16 protein-coding genes are annotated in these 21,497 nt (G+C 69.9%); 4 read left to right on the forward strand and 12 right to left on the reverse strand.

The window, feature by feature from the left end; genetic code table 11:
* Positions 1 to 89: 89 nt before the first annotated feature.
* On the reverse strand, positions 90 to 908 hold the full coding sequence (locus ACZ6YG_RS36745; RefSeq protein WP_466020519.1) for an amidase domain-containing protein: 819 nt from the start codon (positions 906 to 908) through the stop codon (positions 90 to 92).
* Positions 909 to 1,228: 320 nt separating this feature from the next.
* Here ACZ6YG_RS36745 and ACZ6YG_RS36750 point away from each other — a divergent pair, with 320 nt between their 5' ends.
* A complete protein-coding gene (locus ACZ6YG_RS36750; RefSeq protein WP_466020520.1) occupies positions 1,229 to 2,911 on the forward strand; it encodes a hypothetical protein in 1,683 nt (560 codons plus the stop codon).
* 64 nt (positions 2,912 to 2,975) lie between these two features.
* On the opposite strand, the gene ACZ6YG_RS36755 is transcribed toward ACZ6YG_RS36750, so the two are convergent.
* The 6 genes from ACZ6YG_RS36755 to ACZ6YG_RS36780 form a co-directional block, all read right to left on the reverse strand.
* The gene (locus tag ACZ6YG_RS36755; protein WP_466020521.1) at positions 2,976 to 3,587 is read right to left on the reverse strand and encodes a methyltransferase family protein; all 612 of its coding nucleotides are present in this window, start codon (positions 3,585 to 3,587) and stop codon (positions 2,976 to 2,978) included.
* Between the two features lies 1 nt (position 3,588).
* Complete coding sequence (locus ACZ6YG_RS36760) at positions 3,589 to 4,251, reverse strand: cation efflux transmembrane domain-containing protein (protein ID WP_466020522.1); 663 nt, start codon at positions 4,249 to 4,251, stop codon at positions 3,589 to 3,591.
* On the reverse strand, positions 4,248 to 4,622 hold the full coding sequence (locus tag ACZ6YG_RS36765) for an ArsR/SmtB family transcription factor (protein WP_148036263.1): 375 nt from the start codon (positions 4,620 to 4,622) through the stop codon (positions 4,248 to 4,250). The genes ACZ6YG_RS36760 and ACZ6YG_RS36765 overlap by 4 nt, the downstream gene beginning before the upstream one ends.
* Before the next feature lie 68 nt (positions 4,623 to 4,690).
* Complete coding sequence (locus ACZ6YG_RS36770; RefSeq protein WP_397196619.1) at positions 4,691 to 5,554, reverse strand: universal stress protein; 864 nt, start codon at positions 5,552 to 5,554, stop codon at positions 4,691 to 4,693.
* 83 nt (positions 5,555 to 5,637) lie between these two features.
* Positions 5,638 to 7,356 (reverse strand): DNA polymerase/3'-5' exonuclease PolX, encoded by a 1,719-nt coding sequence (gene polX / locus ACZ6YG_RS36775; protein ID WP_466020523.1) that lies wholly within the window; start codon positions 7,354 to 7,356, stop codon positions 5,638 to 5,640.
* A 112-nt stretch (positions 7,357 to 7,468) separates the two neighbouring features.
* Positions 7,469 to 7,891 carry a CBS domain-containing protein gene (locus ACZ6YG_RS36780; protein WP_148036260.1) on the reverse strand — a complete coding sequence of 141 codons (423 nt, stop codon included), beginning with the start codon at positions 7,889 to 7,891 and terminating at the stop codon, positions 7,469 to 7,471.
* A 182-nt stretch (positions 7,892 to 8,073) separates the two neighbouring features.
* Here ACZ6YG_RS36780 and ACZ6YG_RS36785 point away from each other — a divergent pair, with 182 nt between their 5' ends.
* A complete protein-coding gene (locus tag ACZ6YG_RS36785; protein ID WP_466020524.1) occupies positions 8,074 to 8,712 on the forward strand; it encodes a phosphoribosyltransferase in 639 nt (212 codons plus the stop codon).
* A 3-nt stretch (positions 8,713 to 8,715) separates the two neighbouring features.
* Here the strand turns inward: ACZ6YG_RS36785 and ACZ6YG_RS36790 are convergent, their stop codons facing one another.
* From ACZ6YG_RS36790 to ACZ6YG_RS36810, 5 genes are all read right to left on the reverse strand, one after another.
* Entirely contained in the window at positions 8,716 to 11,622 is a 2,907-nt protein-coding gene (locus tag ACZ6YG_RS36790) for an FAD-binding and (Fe-S)-binding domain-containing protein (RefSeq protein WP_466020525.1), read from the reverse strand.
* Between the two features lie 99 nt (positions 11,623 to 11,721).
* On the reverse strand, positions 11,722 to 13,485 hold the full coding sequence (locus ACZ6YG_RS36795) for a glycoside hydrolase family 15 protein (protein ID WP_466020526.1): 1,764 nt from the start codon (positions 13,483 to 13,485) through the stop codon (positions 11,722 to 11,724).
* Between the two features lie 18 nt (positions 13,486 to 13,503).
* Positions 13,504 to 14,601, reverse strand: coding sequence for an enolase C-terminal domain-like protein (locus ACZ6YG_RS36800; protein WP_364231721.1), 1,098 nt, complete (start codon positions 14,599 to 14,601; stop codon positions 13,504 to 13,506).
* A gap of 40 nt (positions 14,602 to 14,641) precedes the next feature.
* Positions 14,642 to 16,357, reverse strand: a complete 1,716-nt coding sequence (gene xynC / locus ACZ6YG_RS36805; protein WP_466020527.1) for a glucuronoarabinoxylan endo-1,4-beta-xylanase XynC — start codon at positions 16,355 to 16,357, stop codon at positions 14,642 to 14,644.
* 165 nt (positions 16,358 to 16,522) lie between these two features.
* Positions 16,523 to 17,566: a LacI family DNA-binding transcriptional regulator gene (locus tag ACZ6YG_RS36810; RefSeq protein WP_219545524.1), complete on the reverse strand. Its 1,044-nt coding sequence runs from the start codon at positions 17,564 to 17,566 to the stop codon at positions 16,523 to 16,525.
* 345 nt (positions 17,567 to 17,911) lie between these two features.
* Between ACZ6YG_RS36810 and ACZ6YG_RS36815 the strand changes: the two genes are divergently transcribed.
* Positions 17,912 to 19,933 carry an RICIN domain-containing protein gene (locus tag ACZ6YG_RS36815; RefSeq protein WP_466020528.1) on the forward strand — a complete coding sequence of 674 codons (2,022 nt, stop codon included), beginning with the start codon at positions 17,912 to 17,914 and terminating at the stop codon, positions 19,931 to 19,933.
* A 57-nt stretch (positions 19,934 to 19,990) separates the two neighbouring features.
* The gene (locus ACZ6YG_RS36820; protein WP_466020529.1) at positions 19,991 to 21,442 is read left to right on the forward strand and encodes a non-reducing end alpha-L-arabinofuranosidase family hydrolase; all 1,452 of its coding nucleotides are present in this window, start codon (positions 19,991 to 19,993) and stop codon (positions 21,440 to 21,442) included.
* Positions 21,443 to 21,497 lie beyond the last annotated feature (55 nt).

Raw genomic sequence — 21,497 nt, forward strand, 5'->3', positions numbered from 1 at the left:
CAGCCCGAGCAAGGCCGGCCATCTCTGCAAGGCCATTGCCGTCCTTCAGAACCACCGCGTTGCTCAAGCCGCCTGAGGATGAAAAAGGGTCACTGGTCGGGGAGTGTCCGGTTCTCGCCTGGCCAGGAGCCCGTCTCCGCCCAGCCTCCGGCCTTGACTATCTGCGACAGGAAGTTGGTGCAGTCGCCGCCTTCACCGCCGTAGGTCCGGTAGTTCGGGTTGTAGTTGCTCCAGTATTGGAGGGCGTATCTCGTCATCGCGCCGTAGTCGTAGGCGAGTGTGGAGTTTCCGGGAGCACGATAGGTGGGGGACGATTTGTCGGGCACCGTGCCCTGGGACGTCGTCCGTGGCCGGGATGTGCTGCTGAGCTTCTTACTGGATGGAACGGCTTTGGACGGTACGGTTCCTGCGGTGCTCGGGTAGGTGTCGGGAGCGAGGTCTCCCACGCGGATATCCGGCGCGTCATGGCTGAGCACCCACTGGCTTCCTTCCAGGGTGTACGTCAGGGTGTGACGCAGCTGGTATTGCTCGGCCTCCGGACTGCCTGGCGTCGTGCGGGCGTAGAACAACGTGGTGTTCTCGGTCAGCTTGACCGTCGCGGTCTTGCCGCTGGTCGATATCTGCGTGTCGGAGACGGTGACCTCGCCCCGGCTGTGCCCGCCGTTGGCTGATCTCAACTTCTCGCGGCGTACGTCGATCGCGGCGGAGTCGGCTCGGAGCGTCTCCTTGAGCTGCTCGCTCGCCGGCGTCGCGTGGAGTGCGGTGCCCCGCGAGTCGCCGGTCAGTTGGGCGACTCGCGATTTGAGGTACATCAGTGCGGCGGTTTCGAGGTCTTCGGCCGAAGCGTGTGTGTCGGCCGAATATGCGGGTGTGCTGATTGCCATCAGACAAGCGGTGGCCGCGGCCACCCATAAGTGCCGTTTCCTTGTACGCACGATGCCTCCCAGTAACTATTGTCATGACAACCCGTTGATCGCTTCGTAAGGATCTCTTGCGAGGGGATATCCGTCAACACTGCGCATGCCGGAAAACGCATGTCGGTGCCGCATGGACGAGTAACCGTCCGGGGCGGCCAGGGGTCAGCTCCGGTGGTCAATCCTTGATCCGTGCCGCGCTAAGATCATCCATGCTTCCGGATGGTTTCTGGCGGGTTATCAGGATTGGATTAGTAGGTCTGGTTCTTGCGGCGACGGTCGCGGGCCTGCTGATCGGTGATGCCTGGCTCTGGGTGGCCGTCGAATGGGCGCCGCCGGCTTATGCGGGCTTCTCCGGGCGAGAAGGGTTCGACACCCCGACGGTCGTGGCGCTGCTCGTGGCCGCCCCGGTGAAGGCCGCGTTCCTGTGGCTAATCCTGCGCGCTCCTGCGCGGGGGCCGCTCGACCGCCGGGAGAAGGCGCTGCGCGGGCTGCTGTATCTGGCGGTGGCGGACAGCCTCGTGCTGTGGTACCCGATCGCGCTGCTCCCCGACGCGGTCGACACGGCCTTCCAGCTCGCACTGTGGGCCGCGATCGATGTTCTCTTCCTGCTCGTCATCCGCTGGCGGTCCGGCATGCTGCGGGCGGCGGCCGGCGCGATGTTCGCCGTCGAGCTGGTCGTGATGACCGACGAGCTGCTCGACGACCTCGACCTCCCAGAGCTCGGCGCGGGCGGCAACGTCGTACCGATCTTGATGCTGGGCGGAGTGGCGGGGATCCTCATCACGGTCATCGGGCAGTGGCGCGACGGCCGGTGGAGCCGTGGCACGCTGACCGCCGGTTGGCTGTCGGTGGGCGTCTACGCGCTGGTGCTCCCGCTCGACATTCTCCTCGACATGATCCACACCGACGGTCTGGCGGTGTCGGTCCTGATGGAGGCGGTGACCCTCGTCAGCACCGTGTGGATCGCGGCGACCGCCCGTGAAATGCCCAAGGAGGACCGCCTGGCGGACCTTCCGCCCGCGCGGCAGCGCGCGATCCGCGTCGCGGTGGCGGCCGTGGCCGTGCTGCCGGTCATCGCGCAGATCCACCCGGAGCAGGCCGCGCACCTCACCCACACCGGCTGGTCGATGGACTGCTATGACCGGCCCAGCTTCGGCGACCTGAAACCTGAGGAGCGCGAAGCCGCGTTCCTGTGCCTGGCGCGGAGCAGAGACGGCGGGGTTCCGCCCATCTTCCCGGACAGCCTGTCGGACCAGGGCGTCCTCTCGTACGCGCGAGCACTGTGCCGTGCGAAGGACCGCGACGAGCAGACGGCGATCCTGACGCGGGCCGGGAGCGCGCGGCCCGCGTGGGGCGCCGACCCGTGGGACCTCGTCTACGTCTGCCCGGAGATCATCGGCGCGACCCATCCCGAGCTGCTGCGGTCGACCGCGGAGAAGAAGGCGGCGAGCGACGCCTACCTCGCCGAGAGGAACGCGAGTTGCCGCGACCCGTGGCCCCGGACGAAGGGTGTCGTCCAGGCCACGGCCACCTACTTCCTGTTCGCCGACGGCGATGCCGGATATCTGGTCCACGATCCCGGCGACCCGGCGGCCGGCGAGGCGGCGGAGCGGGCGACGGACAAGGTCTACGACGACAGCGCCGGCATCGGGGTGGCCCGCAGCGCGGTGCTCATCGGGCACGTCGAGGACGTCATCGATCTGTGCCTCACCGTGAAGGCCCTCCGCACCGCGCCGCCCCGGCGGACGGCCGGGTGGGATCAGGTCAACGAGGTGCCGATCGTCAGCCGCAGCGGCCGGCTCACCGTGCCGGAGATGGGCGACGGAGAGGTGGGCGCGGGTGCCCCGATGCCGAACCTGGCGATCGCGGGGAAGGGCCGCTACCGGCTCCGCGTCTACGTGCGGGTCGGCGAGGCGGGTGAGGAGCACCTCGTCGTGGTGTTCCCCGGCGCGTCGAGGAAGAGAGTCGAGCTGAAGCGGTGGACAGCTCGGTGATCGCGATCTCCGGTGCGATGGCGCTGCCGACCACGTGGAAACGCCGAGATCTCGTCCATCGTCGTCAGGAGGTGTGCGGCATGCGGCCGATGCCGGGCAGGAAGCGGCCGACGCGCGCCGCGTACCACAGATAGGCGGCGCCGTGCACGCGCCGGAGATACGGTTCTTCGACGGCGCGGACCTGCAGCTCGATCGCCACGACGGCCAGAACCAGCGCGGCCAGGGAGATCAGGTTGGGGACCATGGCGGCCAGCCCGGCAGCGGTGGCGATCATGGCGGTGAAGATGGGGTTGCGCGCGAGGGCGAAGGCGCCGGTGGTGACCAGGTCGGTGGTCTCGCTCTCGGCCACGCCGATGCGCCAGGAGGCGCCCATCGAGGTCTGCGCGGCCAGCGTGGCCGCCACTCCGAGCAGGGCCAGCACTGTTCCGGCCGCCTGCAGGGGCCGCTGGTCGATGCCGGGCAGCGGCGGCAGGCCGGCCAGGGCTGCGGTCGGCCCGGCCGCGCCGGCGGCCAGAGCGGCGACGAACAGGAGTTTCGCCCACCACTGGACGCTGCCACGGGCGAGGGCTGCACCGCGGAAGCCGGCGTCTCCGGTGCGGCGCCACTGCACCCAGCTGCGCAGCCCGAACGCCAGCAGGGCCCAGGCGAGATAGATGACCAACGCGGTGACGGGCATGTCAGTCTCCCGGGCAGGAGCAGCCGGGGGCGCAGGCCTGGGTGGTCACGCAGCAGGCGTGGCCGCGCCAGGCGTCGCGGCCTTCCTTGACCGCGACGGCGGCGATGACCAGGGCGGCGATCGGGTCGGCCCAGGACCAGCCGAAGGCGCTGTTGAGCGCCAGGCCCACGAGCAGCACGGCGGACAGGTACGTGCACAGCAGCGTCTGCTTGGAGTCGGCCACCGCGGCGGGGGAGCCGAGCTCGCGGCCGGTGCGGCGCTGCGCGGCCGACAGGAACGGCATGATCACCAGCGACAGCGCGGCCAGGACCAGGCCGGGGGTGGAGTGCTCGGCCTCGCCGCCGCCGAGCAGGGCGCGCCCGGCGTCGAAGGTGACGTAGGCGGCCAGCGCGAAGAACGAGACCGCAATGACGCGCAGCGCGGCCTTCTCCCGCTTCTCGTGGTCGGCGGCGGAGAACTGCCAGGCCACCGCGGCGGCGGAGGCGACCTCCACCACGGAGTCGAGACCGAAGCCGATCAGGGCGGCGGAGGAGGCGACGGCTCCGGCGGTGATGGCCACCACGGCTTCGATCACGTTGTACGTGATGGTCGCGGCGACCAGGAGCCGGACGCGGCGCCGCAGGACGTCCCGCCGCGCCGGGACGGTGACGTTCGGCGCGGTCACGACACCGTCTCCCCGGCCTCCCGTACGGGACACAGCGCCACGGCGTGGCCGGTGGCGGCCAGCAGCTGCTCGGCCGAGGCGAGCAGGTCCATCAGCTCGGGCCGGGTCAGGGAGTAGAAGGACTGGCGGCCTTCGGCGCGGTAGCCGACCAGGCCGCAGTCGCGCAGGCAGGCCAGATGCTTGGACACCGTGGACTGGGCCAGCCCGAGCTGGGTGGTCAGGTCCACCACGCGGGCCTCGCCGCGCGCGAGCCGCTGCACGATGCGCAGCCGGGTCTCGTCGGCCAGGGAGTGGAACATCGCCGCCGCCGGGGAGACGCCGGCGGCGATGTCCGCGCTGACACAACGGCCACCATCAGAATCAATCGCCATATGGCGATGATAGCCCGATACCACGATGCATATGCAAGAGGCACGGGCTGCGCTCCTGAGCGGGCTGGTCAGCCGGCTCGCCCGCGCGGCCGTACGACGGCGACCGGGCAGGAGGCGTAGTGAAGCACCCCGTGGCTGACCGAGCCGAGCACGGCTGAGCGGATCGCTCCCCTCCCCCGGGAGCCCACGACGACCAGGTCGGCACGCACGGACGCCTCGCACAGCGCCGCAACGGGATTGCCGCGGTAATCCGAAACGGTCGCGGCCACGCCGGGATGCCGCTCCGACCATGGCGACAACATCCTCTGGACCTCTTCCCGCCGCGCCTCGGCGATGATGTCGAAATCCCGTGGGAAGCCCCGGCCCAACCTGCTCGACGGCAGATCCCAGGCGTGCACCACCCGCAGCCGGGCACCATGCGCCTCCGCCTCCTTGAAGGCGTAGTCGATGGCCGGGTGTTCGGGATCCTGAGGATTCAGGCCGGCCACGATCTCGCCCCGCATCATCGCGGGTGAGCCACGGACCACCACCACAGGACCCGCTGCGTGCCCGGCGAGGCCCAGGGCCACCGAGCCCAGCAGGAGCCCGGTGAATCCGCCCAGGCCGCGACTGCCGACCACGATGGCCGAGGCCTCGTCGGCCTGCGCACGCAACACCTCGGCGGTATCACCGTAGAGCAGCTCGGTGCTCACGCGGACGGTGCCGCGGAACCCGGCGGCCACCGCTGCGGCCTCCTGCAGCTGCAGCTCACCTTCCTCACGCGCCGGGTCGTCGGCTGAACGCTCGTATGCCCGCCCGCCGTGGACGAACGGCTCTACGACGTGGACGATACGCAGGTCGCAATCGCGTCGGGCCGCGTCGTCGGCCGCCCACACCACCGCGGCCAGCCCTCCCCGGGAACCGTCCACCCCTGCGACGATCGGTTCGGCCATGTCATAGCCCCCTCCACTCGGTTCCGCCGACCGCCTCGGCAACCGGTCGAGCACGTACGCACCACCTGTCCGATGCCGGGCGGTCACCCTGACCGGAGGAACTCCAGCAGCCGGTCGACCGGCCAGGTGTTGATGACCCGTCCGGCCGTGAGCCAGCCCCGCTGCGCGGTACCGACGCCGTACCGCATGTTGCCCAGGTGCGGGACGGCATGCGCGTCGCTGCCGATGGCGAAGAGCACGCCGAAGTCCAGCGCTCGCCGGACGAGGCCGGCGGGCAGGTCGAGGCGGTCGGGAAAGGCGTCGATCTCCAGAGCCGTTCCGGTGCGGGCGCACGCCCGGAAAACCTCATCCCAGTCCGCGTCGACCGGTTCGCGGCTGCCGATGATCCTGGCGGTGGGATGGCCGATGATCTTGACGTACGGATTCTCGCAGGCCCGGACGATGCGCCGGGTCATCTCGGCCCGCGGCTGCCCGAAGTGCGAATGCACCGCCGCGAGGCACAGATCGAACTCCGCCAGGAATTCCGCCGGCCAGTCGACGTCTCCCTCCGGATCGATGTTCAACTCGGTGCCGTGCAGCAATCGCAGCTCCGGGTAGTCGTCTGCCAGCCGGCGGACCCGTTCACGTTGAGCCAGGGCCTTCTCGCGGGTCATCCGCTGCATGTACAGGTTCGGGGCGTGGTCGGTCACCGCGTAGTAGCCGTAGCCGCGCTTGGCCGCCGCCGCGACCATCTCCTCCAGCGGCGCCACCCCGTCGGTGAGATCAGTGTGGGTGTGCAGGTCGCCGCGGATGTCGGCCTCGCTGACCAGCACGGGCAGTTCTCCCCGGAGCGCGGCCTCGATCTCGCCGCTGTCCTCCCGAAGCGTCGGCGGGATCCATGGCAGGCCGAGCCGGCCGTAGACCTCCCCCTCGTCGGCCGAGACGATCCTCTCTCCGGTCTCCACGTCGAACAGGCCGTACTCCGAGAGCTTCAGCTTCTGGTGCAGTGCGATCTCGCGGGTGTGGATGTTGTGGGGCTTGGAACCGGTGAAGTACTGCAGTGCCGCCCCCCAGGAGTCCTGGTGAACCACCCGCAGATCCACCTGGAGGCCGGCGGGGGTGCGGATCGAGCTCTTGGTGCCGCCACTCGCGATCACTTCGGCGGCGAGGGACGAGCCGGTGAACGCCGCCATCAAAGCCGCGGAGTCCCCGGACGTGGCCAGTACGTCGACATCGCCGATCGTGTCCTTCATGCGGCGCAGCGATCCGACGAACGAACACCGCCGGCAGCCGCCGATCGCCGACAGTTCCGCGACGACCTGCTCGGCGACGCCCATCGCGACATCGATGTGGACGCGCCGGCCCGTCTTGTTCATCAGCTCGATGCCGTGGAGCAGGTTCTCCTCCGTCTTCGCGCCGAATCCGCGCAGCCCGTGCAGGTTCCCGGCCCGGATCGCCTCCTCGAGCGCCTCGACCGAGCCGATCCCGAGTTCCCCGTAAAGGACCATGGCCTTCTTCGGACCGAGTGAGGGAATCGTCGTCAACCGGCGTACTCCGGCCGGCACCTTCACCCGGAGTTCCTCCAGTTGGTGAATGACACCGGTCTGGCGGAACTCCTCGATCTTCCCCGCGATCGACGTGCCGACATTGGGTATGTGGCGCAGTCCGGCCGCGTCGAGGTAGGTGATGTCCTGGGCGTACCCGCCGACCGACCGCGCCGCCTTCTCGTACACCCGGACCTTGAACGCGTCGCCCCCGGTGATCGCTATCAGGTCGGCGTACTCCTGCAACAGCGCGGCGACCTCGTCGTTGATCCGATCCATCTGAAGCACCTCGTTCCGTGCGGCCGGGTCTCATGGACCGCCGGCGCGGCGGGGCCGCCCGCGCGGACGCGGGCGGCCGCCGCGCGTCAGAGATCACCCTGGCGCAGCGGTTTCAGTGAGAGGTCGCCGAGATCGCTTCCACCAGTACGCCGACCTTGTCCTCGGGCAGCTTCGCCGCGAGATCGGCCTGGCTGATGATGCCGACCAGTTCCTCGTTCTCCAGCACCGGCAGCCGGCGGATCTTGTGCTCGGCCATCTGGTGCAGGACTTCCTCGATGTCCGCGCTCGCGTCGATCGACCACACCTGCTCTGCTTCGATGAGCTGCCCGGCGGCGAGCGTGGCCGGGTTCTCGCCTCTCGCGACGCACTTCACGACGATGTCGCGGTCGGTGATGATGCCCTTGAGCCGTCCCTCCTCGCAGACCGGCAGCGCACCGACGTTCATGTCCGTCATCCGGCGCGCCGCCGTGTCGACGGTCTCGTTGATCTGAAGGCATTCACAGCCATGGTGCATGACATCACGCGCTGTCGTCATGTCGCTTCCTTCCCTGTGACGTCCCCTTCGATGTCGTGCTACTCAGCCCGCGGCCCGTGAAACCCGCCGGAAGCATCTTTGACCTGCAATTTCTGCAGCATCCCCATCAAATTTTTGCCGACCGGCCGTGGTGAAGGGGCGTCGAGGTGGGGAGGGTGGCAGCGAACTCAGGAGGTGGACCGGTGTTCGTCGATCGTCATGACGCGGGTGTCCGTCTGGCCGAACGAGTGAGGGAAGCCGTCAGCGACGAGAACGTGGTCGTCGTGGGGCTGCCCCGAGGGGGCGTGCCGGTGGCCTTCGAGGTGGCCCGGGCCCTGGGCGCGCCGCTGGACGTGATCGTGGTCCGCAAGCTCGGGGTGCCGTTCCAGCCCGAGCTGGGGTTCGGCGCCATCGGGGAGGGGGGCGTACGGGTGATCAACGCGGGGGTCGTCCAGATGGCGCATCTGACGCGGGGGGAGATGGCCGGCGTAACCGAGGACGAGCAGGCCGAGGTCATGCGCCGCGCGAGCCGCTTCCGCCGTGATCGGGCGCCGGTCGACCTGGCGGGCCGTACGGTCGTCGTGGTGGACGACGGGATCGCCACGGGTGGCACGGCCCGGGCCGCCTGTCAGGTGGCTCGTGCGCACGGAGCCGGGCGGGTGATCCTGGCGGTGCCGGTGGGCCCGCCGGAGACGATCGAGAGCCTGCGCGCGGACGCCGACGAGGTGATCTGTCTGGAGACGCCGGCCGATCTGTTCGCCATCGGGTTCTGGTACCGCGATTTCACCCAGACCACGGACGACGAGGTGATCGAGCTGCTGGGGCGGTCCACAGGCGGGTGATCCTCAGGCTCGGGCGAGGAGTTCGGCCAGGTGCAGCGGGCGGTGCCGGGTTCCGGCGTGTTCGATCTGGGTGCGGCAGCTGAAGCCGTCGGCCAGGACGATCGTGCCCGGGTCGCTCTGACGGATGGCGGGCAGCAGCTCGTGCTCGGCGCAGGCGAGTGACGTGCGCAGGTGACCGGCGGTGAAGCCGAAGTCGCCGGCCAGGCCGCAGCAGCCGCCGACCGTGCGCAGCTGGACCCCGGCCTGCCGGAGCACCTGCTGATCGGCCTCGTAACCGAGGATGGCGTGCTGGTGGCAGTGCGGCTGGGCGACGGCGGCGAGGTCGATGCGCGGCGGCCGCCAGCCGTCGGTGCCGGTGAGGAGCTCGGCCAGGGTCCTCGTCTGCTCGGCCAGCCGGGTGACGTCGCGGTCGCCGGGCAGCAGGTTCGCGGCGTCGTCCCGGAAGACGGCGGTGCAGCTGGGTTCGAGCCCGACGATCGGGATGCCACGCCGGAGCAGGGGCGCGAGCGTGTCCAGGGTTCGTCGCAGCACGCGGCGGGCGATGCCGAGCTGCCCGGTGGAGATCCAGGTCAGCCCGCAGCAGAGGGTGCGCGGTGGGACGAGCACCCGGTAGCCGGCGCCTTCCAGGACGGTGACGGCCGCGGCCGCGATGCGCGGGGCCAGGTTGTCGGTGAAGGTGTCGGGCCACAGCAGCACCTCGCCGCGTTCGCCGCTGCCGTGCGGCCCCCGTCGGCGGTAGGCGTCGCTGAAGCGGATCCCCGCGAAGGACGGCAGGGGCCGGGACGGCTCCATCCCGCCCAGCCGCTTGACGAGCCGGGCCAGGCCGGGCGCGTGGGTCACGGTGTTGACCAGGCCCGGGGCGAAAGAGGCCAGCCGCGCCCACACCGGCAGCCAGCCCATGCTGTAGTGGGCGGCGGGCCGGAGCCGGCCCGCGTAGTGGTGGGCGAGGAACTCGGCCTTGTAGGTGGCCATGTCCACACCCACGGGGCAGTCATGCTTGCAGCCCTTGCAGGCCAGGCAGAGGTCGAGGGCGTCGTGCACGGCGGTGGAGCGCCAGCCGTCGGTCACGGCGGAGTCGCGGTGCCCGTTCAGCATCTCGAACAGCAGCCGGGCACGCCCTCGGGTGGAGTGCTCCTCCTCCCCGGTGGCCCGGTAGGAAGGACACATGACGCCGCCCTGGTGGCTGCGGCACTGGCCGACGCCGACGCAGCGCATCACGGCCCGCTGGAAGCTGCCCTGGTCGTCGGGGTAGCCGAACTCGGTCTCGGGCTCGGCGGGCGTCCAGGCGCTGCCCAGCCGCAGGTTCGTGGTGATCCCGTACGGGGAGACGACCTTGCCGGGGTTCATCCGGTCATCGGGGTCGAACACCGCCTTGACCTGCTGGAAAGCGCCGACGATGGTGGGCCCGAACATCTTGGGCAGCAGCTCGGCCCTGGCCTGGCCGTCGCCGTGCTCGCCCGACAGGGAGCCGCCGTAGGAGACGGCCAGATCCGCGGCCCGGTCCAGGAAGGCGCGGAAGGCCGCCACGCCGTCGGCGGTGAGCAGGTCGAACGGTATGCGGGTGTGCACGCAGGCATGGCCGAAGTGGCCGTACAGCGCGGCGTCGCCGTATCCGAACTCTTCCAGCAGGCGGCGCAGGTCGCGCAGGTAGTCGCCGAGGCGGTCCGGGGAGACGGCCGAGTCCTCCCAGCCGGGCCAGGTGTCGGGCATGCCGGGGCCGCGCGCGGTGGCGCCGAGCCCTGCCTCGCGCAGCTCCCACAGCTGCTGCTCGGCGGCGGGGTCGTCGAAGAACGCCACGTCCGGGGCCTGCTCGCCGCGGCCGAGATCCTCCACGAGGGCGCGTGCCCGCTGGTCGGCGTCCTCCTGGTCGTCGCCGGTGAACGACACCATCAGCCAGGCGCCGCCTTCCGGCAGACGGGCGACCGCCTGCCGGTGCATGTGTTTGCGGGTCTCGTACCCGACGAGCTTGTCGTCGATGCCTTCCAGCTGGAGCGGCCGGTGCGCGGTGATCCGCGGCACGGCGTCGGCCGCCGCCGCGATGTCGTGGTAGCCGAGCACGAGCAGGCTCTGCGCGGCCGGCACGGGCACGAGCGCCAGTTCGGCGCGGAGCACGGTGACCAGGGTGCCTTCGGAGCCGACCAGGGCGCGGGCCAGGTCGAACGGGCCGCCGGGCAGCAGTTGGTCGAGGTTGTAGCCGGAGACCCGGCGTGGGATGTCCGGGTATCGGCGGCGGATCTCGTCCGCGTTCTCGCCGGCGATCTCGCGCAGCCTGCGCAGGATCTCGGCCGGGCGGCCTCCCTCCGCGGTGATCCGGTCGTACTCCTCGTCGCTCGTGGGGCCCACCCACATGCGCGTCCCGTCGTAGGTGAGGATCTCCAGCCGGACGACGTTGTCGGCGGTCTTGCCGTACAGCTGGGCGGTGGATCCGCAGGAGTTGTTGCCGATCATGCCGCCGAGCGTGCAGTGGGAGTGCGTGGACGGGCGGGGGCCGAACATCAGGCCCGTCGGTGCGAGCCGCCGGTTGAGGTCGTCCAGCACGATGCCCGGCTCCACCACGCAGGTACGGGCCCGCTCGTCGACGGAGACCAGGCGGTCGCAGTACTTGGACCAGTCGATGATCACGGCGGTGTTGCAGGTCTGGCCGGCCAGGCTGGTCCCGCCGCCGCGTGAGGTGATCGGCGCCCGGTGCTCGCGGCAGACCGCCACCGCGACGGCCGCGGCCTCCACCGTGCGCGGCACGACGACGCCGAGGGGCACCTGCCGGTAGTTGGAGGCGTCGGTGGAGTAGGCGCCCCGGCTGCCGGGGTCGAAGCGGACCTCGCCGTCCACCTTGGCGGCCAGGTCCCGTTCCAGGTCGCGGACCCGCACGTAGGGCTGCCGGCTCCTGAGGCCGGAGTCGGGGCGTGTCATCACTTTGAGCGTTTCCGCGACGATACGGGTCACGCCTGCGGTCCTGCCCTGCCCGCCGGAGCGGAATGCTGACGAATGTGGAAAGACTTCGCACGGGTGTCAGGGGGCGGCCAGCGCGGCGGCGGTGTTGATGACGGACACGTGGCTGTAGGCCTGCGGGAAGTTGCCGATCTGCCGACGGCGGGCGGTGTCGTACTCCTCCGAGAGCAGCCCGACGTCGTTGCGCAGGCCGAGCAGCCGGTCGAACAGGTCGCGCGCAGGCCGACGGCGGCCCAGCATCGCCAGCGCGTCGGCCAGCCAGAACGAGCAGGCCAGGAAGATGCCCTCGCGGCCGGGCAGCCCGTCCACGCCCTCGTGCTCGGGCCGGTAGCGGAGCACGAAGCCGTCCTCCACCAGCTCGCGCTGGATCGCGTCCACGGTCCCGGCCACGCGCGGGTCGTCCACTGGCAGGAATCCGAGGCGGGGGATGAGCAGCAGCGCGGCGTCCAGACCGGTGGAACCGTAGTACTGGGTGAAGGTGCCGCGGCCGGCGTCGTAGCCCTGCGCGCACACCTCGTCGTGGATCTCGCGGCGCAGCGCCCGCCACCGGTCCACCGGCCCGCCCAGCCCGAACGCCTCCACCGCCTGGACCATCCGGTCGGCGGCCACCCAGGCGAGGATCTTGGAGTGCACGAACTGCCGACGCGGGCCGCGCATCTCCCACAGCCCGTTGTCGGGCCGCCGCCAGACGCCTTCGAGATAGTCCATGATGCTCCGCTGCAGGTCCCACGCCTCCTCTACCACCGCGAGCCCCGACTGCCTGGCCAGGTGCAGACAGTCGAGGGTCTCGCCGTACACGTCGAGCTGGAACTGGCCGCTGGCGGCGTTGCCGACGTTGACGGGGGACGAGCCCTCGTAGCCGGGCAGCCAGTCCACGCTCCATTCGGGGATGCGCCGGGCCCCCTCGACCGTGTACATGATCTGCAGGGCGGCCGGATGCCCGGCGACGGCGCGAAGCAGCCAGTCCCGCCAGGCGCGGGCCTCGGCGTCGTAGCCGGCCGACATGAGCGCCTGCAGGGTGAACGAGGCGTCGCGCAGCCAGCAGTAGCGGTAGTCCCAGTTGCGGGAACCGCCGATCTGCTCGGGCAGTGACGTGGTGGCGGCGGCGACGATCCCCCCGGTCGGCGCGTACGTGAGGGCTTTGAGCGTCAGCAGGCTGCCGCGTACGGCGGCGCCGTCGTCGCCCCGGTAGCCGCAGCCGCTGATCCAGTCGCGCCACATGCGCTCGGCTCCGGTCAGGGACTCCTGCGCGTCGATGGCGTCCGGGCGCGGCAGCCACGAGTGCTGCCAGGTCAGGACGAACGGCACCCGGTCACCTGGCCCGACCGTGAACTCCGCGGTGGTGCGCCGGGCGTCCTCGTCGACGCACAGAGGGACGGGAGTGCGCAGCCAGGCGGCATCGGGCCCGGCCACGGCGGCGAAGAGGCCGTGCTCGTAGCGCAGCCAGGGCTCGTCGCGCCCGTAGTCGAAGCGGAGCATCAACTCCATCCGCATCCCGACCCGGCCGCGCACGCCCTCGACGATCCGGACCACGTCGGGCGCCTGCCCGCGCGGCGGCATGAAGTCCAGGATCCGCACCGCGCCGCCGTCGCACTCCCATGTGCTTTCCAGGACCAGCGTGTCGTCCAGGTAGCGGCGGGAGGAGCACGGGCCGCCGGACGCCGGAGCCAGCAGCCACCGGCCCGCACCGGGCTCGCCCAGCAGGGCGGCGAAGCAGGCGGGAGAGTCGAAGCGCGGCAGGCACAGCCAGTCGACGGACCCGTCACGGGCGACCAGGGCGGCGGTGTGCATGTCCCCGATGAGGGCATAGTCCTCGATCCGCATCCCGGTCACCTCCTGGTCCTACGCGGTGCGGTACGGCCGCGCGGCGTCGGCGCGCAGGGTCAGGCCGTGACCCGGTTCCCCGGTGACCGGGCCTGCCAGCCCGCCGGTGGGGTCGGCGGCCCCGTCGAACAGCTCGGCCTCGATGCGCTGGTGGTCGTGGAACCACTCGATGTGCCGCAGGTTGGGCGTGGCGGCGGCGGCCGGCAGGTGCAGGTTGGGCGCGCAGTGCGCGGAGACCTGCAGATTGTGCCCGGCCGCGACCGCGCAGGCGGCGAACCAGCCGGTGTAGCCGCCGCAGCGGGTGGCGTCGGCCTGGAGACAGTCGACCGCTTCCGCCTGGCACATGCGGGTGAAGTACGCCACGTCGCTCCCGTACTCCCCCGCGGCCACGTCGGCGGTGACCTGCCCCCTGACCAGCCGCAGGCCGGCCAGATCGTCGGAGGAGACCGGCTCCTCGAACCAGCGCACGTCGTGCTCGCGCATCTGCTCGGCCTGCCGGACGGCCTGCTTGGCGGTGTAGCCGCCGTTGGCGTCGACGTACAGCTCGGCGTCGCCGCCGATGACGCGCCGGGCCAGCGCGATCCGGTGCAGGTCGCGGTCGGGTCTGGCGCCGGACGACTCGCCGATCTTGATCTTGACGCGGCCGATGCCCAGCTCGTGGACCCAGTGGGTGAGCTGCGCGACGGTCGCGTCATCGTCATAGGTGGTGAAACCGCCCGACCCGTACAGCGGCACCCGCTCGCGGGCCATGCCGAACAGCCCGGCCAGGGACGTCCCCAGCAGTCGCGCCTTGAGATCCCACAGCGCGACGTCCACGGCAGAGACGGCGTACCCGGCGACGCCGGGACGGCCGGCGTTGCGCACCCGGCGGATCATGGACGCCCAGATCGCCGGGATCGCCAGGGCGTCCGCCCCCGTGACCACCTCCGCCAGGACGTCGCCGATGAATCCGGCCGCGGCCGCGGGCGCGTACGTCCATCCGGTCCCCGTCATGCCCTCGGCGCGGACCGTGGCGACGACCAGGGTCGTGGCGTCCCAGGCGAGGGTGCCGTCCCCTTCTGGCTGGTCGGTCGGCACCCGGTAGGCGGCGGCGGTCACCCCCTCGATCCTGCTCATGTGAGTGCGTGCTACCCCGTCCTACCTGGACAAACGGGCGTCAGCCGGTCCGCACGAGCTGCCACTGCTGGTTGTTGCCGCCCCAGTCGTCGTACTGGACGATGTTGGCGTTGTCGGCGGTGGAGGCGCCCTGGACCTCCAGGGCCTTGCCGCTGTTGCGGTTGATCAGGCGGAGGTAGCCGCCGGAGTCGGCCGTCCGCCACTGCTGGTTGGCGCCGTTGTGGTCGGCCCACTGGACGATGGAGGCGCCGTTGGCGGTCGACCAGTTGTAGACGTCCAGCACCTTGCCGGAATGGCGGGACTTCAGGCGGTAGTAGCCGCCGCCCGAGTCGACGAACTGCCATTGCTGCTGGTTGCCGTTGTTACGGGTCCACTGGGTGATGCGGCCGCCGTCGGCGGTGGACAGGTTGTAGACGTCCAGGGCCTTGCCGCTGTTGCGGTTCACCAGGACGTACCAGGCACTGGTGTCGATCCCGCCAGGGGACCCGGTCACGCCGGTGACGAAGGTGGTCACGCTCCGGGCGGGGAGCGTGACGGTGAAGGAGCCGTTGGACACGCCGGTCGTGCCCTGGGGCGCGACGTTCCTGCTCGCGTCGGTGAGCCAGGACGAGACGCTGGACGCGGTGCCGTTCGCCAGGGTGAACTGCTGGCTCACCCCGGAGGTTCCCTTGTTGATGGCGACGATGACGACCGTGGAGTCACCGCCCCGGTAGGCCGAGACGTAGACGTTCGACGCCGGGTTCGCCGTGGCCTCGATCCGCACGTACCCGGGGCGGACGAACCTGGCGAACTGCGCCATGTTGGCGCCGCGCTTGCTGATCTGGCCGTCCTCCCGCATGGGGCCGTACCCGCGCCGGATGTACCACCAGATGTAGGCCTGGAACTCGGCGTCCACCATGGCGCGGTGGATGTGCTCCCCCACGTCGAGCGCCTGGGGCCAGAGGTCGGCCGAATCGCTGCTGTTGGGGTAGTAGACCTCGGTCATCCAGAGCTCCTTGCCCGCGCCCTTCTGCTTGAAGAGGGGGTACGGGAAGTTCGCGAACGACGTGCCGTAGAGGTGAGCGCCGATGATGTCCACGTTGGCGAGCGCCGAGGGGTCGTTGAGTATGGGGTCCGACATGTTCTTCAGGTACTGGAAGGACTCGGGCGCGATGACCCTGGTGCCGATCGAGCCGGCGTTCTCCCGCAGGAAACGCACCATTTCGGCGGGAGTCCACCACGTCCATTCGTGGGCGTAGTCGGGCTCGTTCTGCACCGAGATGCCGTACAGATTCACCCCGTTGTTCCGCAGGAACCCGTTGAAGTCGTTCAGGTGCTGGGCGTAGGCGCCGTACATGTCGTACCTGAGGCGCCGGGCGTTGGTCTGACTGCCGCGTACGAAGGTCTCGACCATGTGGGCGGGAGGGTTCCACGGCGAGGCGATGACGGTCGCCCCGAGCTCGATCGCGCGCCGCGCCGTCGCCAGGTCACGGCTCCAGTCGGCCTGGTTCTCGGGGACGGGGATCCTGAGCACGGAGAACCCCAGGCGGCCCTCGCCGGTGCCGAACGCCGTGTCCCGCTGGGCGGCCGTCAGGTCGCCGATCCAGGCGGAGTGGGTCATGCCGCCGAAGCCGCGGATCGTCTGCCGCCCCGCCGACGGATCGATGACCGCCGCGGCGGCGGCCGTCGCCCCCGCGGGCCGCGCCGTGGCCGCGATGACGGGCAGGGCTCCCATCGTGGCCAGCATGGTCCTCCGGCTGACGGGTCCGTTCCGCATGTTGCCTCCTCTTTTGGGAGCGCTCCCATTTCGGCGTACGCACGTACATGTCGGGGAGGGAAGGACTATCTCGGAGCGCCGAGTGTTCGCGCTAACATCTCTGGCTGGAAGGTAGAGCCCTCACCCCGGCGCGTCAACCGTTCACCGGAAGAAACTTAACCAAGATCATGACCGGAGGGCGGCCGTGCTCTGGCGGACCACGAGTTCGGTCCCCAGCTCCACCCGCTTCTGCTGCAGCGTCTCCCCCTCGGCCAGGCTGATCAACATGGTCGCGGCCGTGGCGCCCATCTCGCGCAGAGGCTGGTGGATGGTCGTGAGCGGCGGCTGCGCCCAGCGCCAGACCGGCATGTCGTCGAAGCCGATCACGCTCAGGTCGTCGGGAATGCGGAGCCGCAGCTCGTGGGCCGCGTGGTAGACGCCGATGGCCTGACCGTCGTTGGCGGCGAAGATCGCGGTGGGCGGCTCGGGTAATTTCATCAGCTGATGAGTGTGGGCCACCCCGTCCTCGATCTGAAAGTTTCCCTGACGGATGAGAGCCGGGTCGATCGGCACACCCGCGGCGTCGAGAGCGGCGCGGTAGCCGTCCAGCCGGGCCCGGCTGGAGAGCGCGAACGAAGGGCCGGTGATCATCGCGATGCGCCGGTGGCCGAGTTCGAGCAGGTGACGGGTGGCCTCCAGGCCGCCGCTCCAGTTGGTGGCGGCCACGGACGGCACGCCGAGCCCCGGATTGCCCGCCGGATCCAGCACCACCAGGGGGATCTCCTGGGTCGCGAGGCGCACGCGCTGATCCTCCGCCGGCCCGGAGAACACGGTGATCACACCGGCGGGACGGCGGGTGAGCAGGTCGCCGATCCATTTGGGCTCGGGAGTGTGCCGGCCGCCGAGCTCGGAGACCACCACGCTCAGGCCGTGGGTCCAGGCGACCCGCTGGACCCCCTTGACGATCTCTATCGGGTAGTCTCCGGCGAGCTCGTGGAAGACGACCTCGATGAGGCTCGCGGGTTTGATGCGACGGCGCTGCCGGCGGTAGCCGTGTTCCTCGATGAGCCTTTCGACCAGCGCGCGGGTCGTCGGGCCCACCTCCGAGCGACCGTTGATGACCTTGGAGACCGTGGCGGTGGACACTCCTGCCAGCTCGGCCAGCTGAGTCAGGGTCAGTGGTACCGAAGGTGCCGATTCGCCGATGGGGGGTTCTCCGGTCGAGGCCATATCCGGAGTTTATCCAGGTACTTTTCGGTCGCCTCTCGGAGAGGAAGCAAGTTAACCCGGCGCCTTCGTGGTTCACGGGGGCTGTTCTCTGAAACTTTCACACACGGGTGTCCTGCCGTGTGCGCTCCTTTCCGGCGAATGCGCAGGCGAAGCGACATCCGGACGGCGACACCCCTGTGCGCGAGTGGTGGTCCCTCGTTGACGACGGACGGGGGCATCGGATGTACTCCGCGACAACGTACTCGTCGAAGAAGGCCGCGCGGTTTCACGCGGCAGAGTGTTAGCGCTAACAAGTTTCGTGGTGATTTTCGTCCAGGCAAGCGGCCAACGGCTCTGGAGGTCTCTGTGAGGCGCGTGCTCGCGGTTCTCTCGTCACTGCTGCTGGTGGGCGTGTTCCTCACGCCACAGGCGTCGGCCGCGACGGTCGACACCAACGCCTGGTACGTCCTGGTCAACCGCAACAGCGGCAAGGCCCTGGACGTCTACAACCTGTCCACCGCCGACGGCGGCCGCATCACCCAATGGACCCGCAACAACGGCAACCAGCAGCAATGGCAGTTCGTCGACTCGGGCGGCGGCTACTACCGCCTCAAATCCCGCCACTCCGGCAAGGTCCTCGACGTCTACAACTGGTCGACCGCCAACGGCGGTGCGATCGTCCAGTGGGCCGACCACAACGGCACCAACCAGCAATGGCGGCTCGCCGACAGCCCGGACGGATACGTGCGGCTCATCTCCCGCCACAGCAACAAGGCACTCGAAGTCCAGAACGCCTCCACCGCCGACAACGCCAACATCGTCCAGTACGACGACTGGGGCGGCAACAACCAGCAGTGGCAGCTCGTCCCGATCGGGAGCGACCCGAATCCGGGCGGCACCTACACCAACCCGGTCGTCTGGCAGGACTTCGCCGACGGCGACATCATCCGGGTGGGCGACGCCTACTACTACTCGGCCTCGACGATGCACTACTCGCCTGGCGCGCCGATTCTGCGCTCCTACAACCTGGTCGACTGGGAGTACGCCGGGCACTCGGTGCCGAGGCTCGACTTCGGCTCGGGCGCCTACGACCTCAACGGCGGCCGGGCGTACGTGAAGGGCATCTGGGCCTCGACCCTGAACTACCGGCCCAGCAACAGCACCTACTACTGGATCGGCTGCGTCGAGTTCAACCGGACGTACGTCTACACCGCCTCCGCCGTGGACGGCACGTGGAGCAAGCGCTCGCAGATCAACAACTGCTACTACGACGCCGGCCTGCTGGTCGACACCGACGACACCATGTACGTCGCGTACGGCAACGGCACCATCAGCGTCGCCCAGCTCACGGCCGACGGGCTCGGCCAGGTCCGCGCCCAGCAGGTGTTCCAGACCCCGAGCAGCGTCGGCACCCTGGAGGGCGCCCGCTTCTACAAGCGGAACGGCTACTACTACATCTGGCTGACCCGCCCCGCCAACGGCCAGTACGTGCTCCGCTCCACGTCGCCGTGGGGTCCGTACGAGATGCGCCAGGTCCTGCTCGACATGCCCGGCCCCATCCCCGGCGGCGGCGTCCCCCATCAGGGCGGGCTCGTCCAGACCCAGAACGGCGCGTGGTACTACATGTCCTTCGTCGACGCCTACCCCGGCGGGCGGGTCCCGGCGCTCGCGCCGATCACCTGGAACGGCGACTGGCCGACCGTGCAGACCGTCAACGGCGGCTGGGGCGTCACCTACCCGAAGCCGAACATCCAGACCAGCCGGACCGTGGCATCCATGATCGGCCCCGACACCTTCACCTCGGGCAGCCTCGGGCACCGCTGGGAGTGGAACCACAACCCCGACACCAGCCGCTTCTCCACGGGCAACGGCCTGCGCCTGCAGACCGCGACCGTCACCGGCGACCTCTACAACGCCCGCAACACGCTGACCCACCGCATCCAGGGCCCGTCGTCGACGGCGACGATCGAGCTCGACTACTCGCAGATGAGCAACGGCGACCGCGCCGGGCTGGCCATGCTGCGCGACCAGTCGGCCTGGATCGGCGTCAAACGCGACAACGGCGTCAACCGGGTCGTGATGACCAACGGGCTCACCATGAACAGCTCGTGGCAGACCACGGGCACCGGCACCGAGGCGGCGAGCGCGAACATCTCGGGCGGCCGGCTCTGGCTGCGGGTCAGCGCCGACATCCGGCCCGGGTCCGGCAGGCAGGCCCGCTTCTCCTACAGCACGAACGGCAGCGACTTCGTGAGCCTCGGCCCGGCCTTCGCCCTGAACAACGCCTGGCAGTTCTTCATGGGCTACCGCTTCGGGATCTTCAACTACGCCACCCAGTCACTCGGCGGCGCGGTGACCGTGCGCCGCTTCGACCTCACCACCCCTTGACCTCGACCCCTTGACCTCGACCCCTTGACCTCGACGCAGAAAGGCGCGAACCCGTCCATGAAGAACAGATTCCTGGCCGTCCTCGCGACGGTGGCCGCCTTACTGGCGAGCCTGCTCGTCGCCCTTCCCGCCGCCCACGCCGCCACCGTGGACACCAACGCCTGGTACGTCCTGGTGAACCGCAACAGCGGCAAGGCCCTGGACGTCTACAACCTGTCCACCGCCGACGGCGGCCGCATCACCCAGTGGACCCGTAACAACGGCAACCAGCAGCAATGGCAGTTCGTCGACTCGGGCGGCGGCTACTACCGCCTGAAGTCCCGCCATTCCGGCAAGGTGCTGGACGTCTACAACTGGTCGACCGCCAACGGCGCCTCCATCGTCCAGTGGGCCGACCACAACGGCACCAACCAGCAGTGGCGGCTGGCCGACAGCCCGGACGGATACGTGCGGCTCATCTCCCGCCACAGCAACAAGGCACTCGAAGTGCAGGGCGCCTCCACCGCCGACAACGCCAACATCGTCCAGTACGACGACTGGGGCGGCAACAACCAGCAGTGGCAGCTCGTCCGGGTGGACGGCGGCGGCGGCGACCCGGGCCAGTGCGACCTTCCCTCGACGTACCGCTGGACGTCGACGGGCCCGCTGGCGCAGCCGAAGTCGGGCTGGGTCTCGCTCAAGGACTTCACCGTCGCCCCCTACAACGGCAGGCACCTCGTCTACGCGACGACGCACGACACGGGCACCAGGTGGGGCTCGATGAACTTCAGCCTGTTCACCAACTGGTCGGACATGGCCTCGGCCAGCCAGAACACGATGTCGTCCTCCACCGTCGCGCCCACGCTCTTCTACTTCGCCCCCAGGAACATCTGGGTGCTCGCCTACCAGTGGGGCAGAACCGCCTTCTCCTACAGGACGTCGAGCGACCCCACCAACCCGAACGGCTGGTCGTCGGAGCAGCCGCTCTTCTCCGGAAGCATCTCGAACTCCGGAACCGGCCCCATCGACCAGACGCTCATCGGTGACAGCACGAACATGTACCTGTTCTTCGCCGGCGACAACGGCAGGATCTACCGGGCCAGCATGCCCATCGGGAACTTCCCCGGCAATTTCGGCACCACCTCGACCGTGATCATGAGTGACACGACGAACAACCTGTTCGAGGGCGTCCAGGTCTACAAGCTCCAGGGCCAGAACAAGTACCTCATGCTCGTCGAGGCGATCGGCTCGCAGGGCCGCTACTTCCGCTCGTTCACGGCCACCAGCCTGAACGGTTCGTGGACGCCGCAGGCCGCCACAGAGGGCAACCCCTTCGCCGGCAAGGCCAACAGCGGCGCCACCTGGACCAACGACATCAGTCACGGCGAGCTGGTCCGCGCCAACGCCGACCAGACCTTCACCGTCGACCCCTGCAACCTGCAGCTGCTCTACCAGGGACGCAGCCCCAACTCCGGCGGCGACTACGGGCTCCTGCCCTACCGCCCGGGTCTGCTGACCCAGCAGCGCTGATGGCGTGACCCCGAAGGCGGGCCCTGCACAAGGGCCCGCCTTTGACATGCCGTGC

Source organism: Nonomuraea sp. NPDC054003 (assembly GCF_055585125.1).

What these genes read in the sequence shown, in the direction of transcription:
- ACZ6YG_RS36755 (WP_466020521.1), bottom strand. Translation starts at nt 3,587, where the DNA reads ATGCCCGTCACCGCGTTGGTCATCTATCTCGCCTGGGCCCTGCTGGCG.
- ACZ6YG_RS36765 (WP_148036263.1), bottom strand. Translation starts at nt 4,622, where the DNA reads ATGGCGATTGATTCTGATGGTGGCCGTTGTGTCAGCGCGGACATCGCC.
- ACZ6YG_RS36770 (WP_397196619.1), bottom strand. Translation starts at nt 5,554, where the DNA reads ATGGCCGAACCGATCGTCGCAGGGGTGGACGGTTCCCGGGGAGGGCTG.
- polX (WP_466020523.1), bottom strand. Translation starts at nt 7,356, where the DNA reads ATGGATCGGATCAACGACGAGGTCGCCGCGCTGTTGCAGGAGTACGCC.
- ACZ6YG_RS36780 (WP_148036260.1), bottom strand. Translation starts at nt 7,891, where the DNA reads ATGACGACAGCGCGTGATGTCATGCACCATGGCTGTGAATGCCTTCAG.
- ACZ6YG_RS36790 (WP_466020525.1), bottom strand. Translation starts at nt 11,622, where the DNA reads ATGACACGCCCCGACTCCGGCCTCAGGAGCCGGCAGCCCTACGTGCGG.
- ACZ6YG_RS36795 (WP_466020526.1), bottom strand. Translation starts at nt 13,485, where the DNA reads ATGCGGATCGAGGACTATGCCCTCATCGGGGACATGCACACCGCCGCC.
- ACZ6YG_RS36800 (WP_364231721.1), bottom strand. Translation starts at nt 14,601, where the DNA reads ATGAGCAGGATCGAGGGGGTGACCGCCGCCGCCTACCGGGTGCCGACC.
- xynC (WP_466020527.1), bottom strand. Translation starts at nt 16,357, where the DNA reads ATGCGGAACGGACCCGTCAGCCGGAGGACCATGCTGGCCACGATGGGA.
- ACZ6YG_RS36810 (WP_219545524.1), bottom strand. Translation starts at nt 17,566, where the DNA reads ATGGCCTCGACCGGAGAACCCCCCATCGGCGAATCGGCACCTTCGGTA.
- ACZ6YG_RS36820 (WP_466020529.1), top strand. Translation starts at nt 19,991, where the DNA reads ATGAAGAACAGATTCCTGGCCGTCCTCGCGACGGTGGCCGCCTTACTG.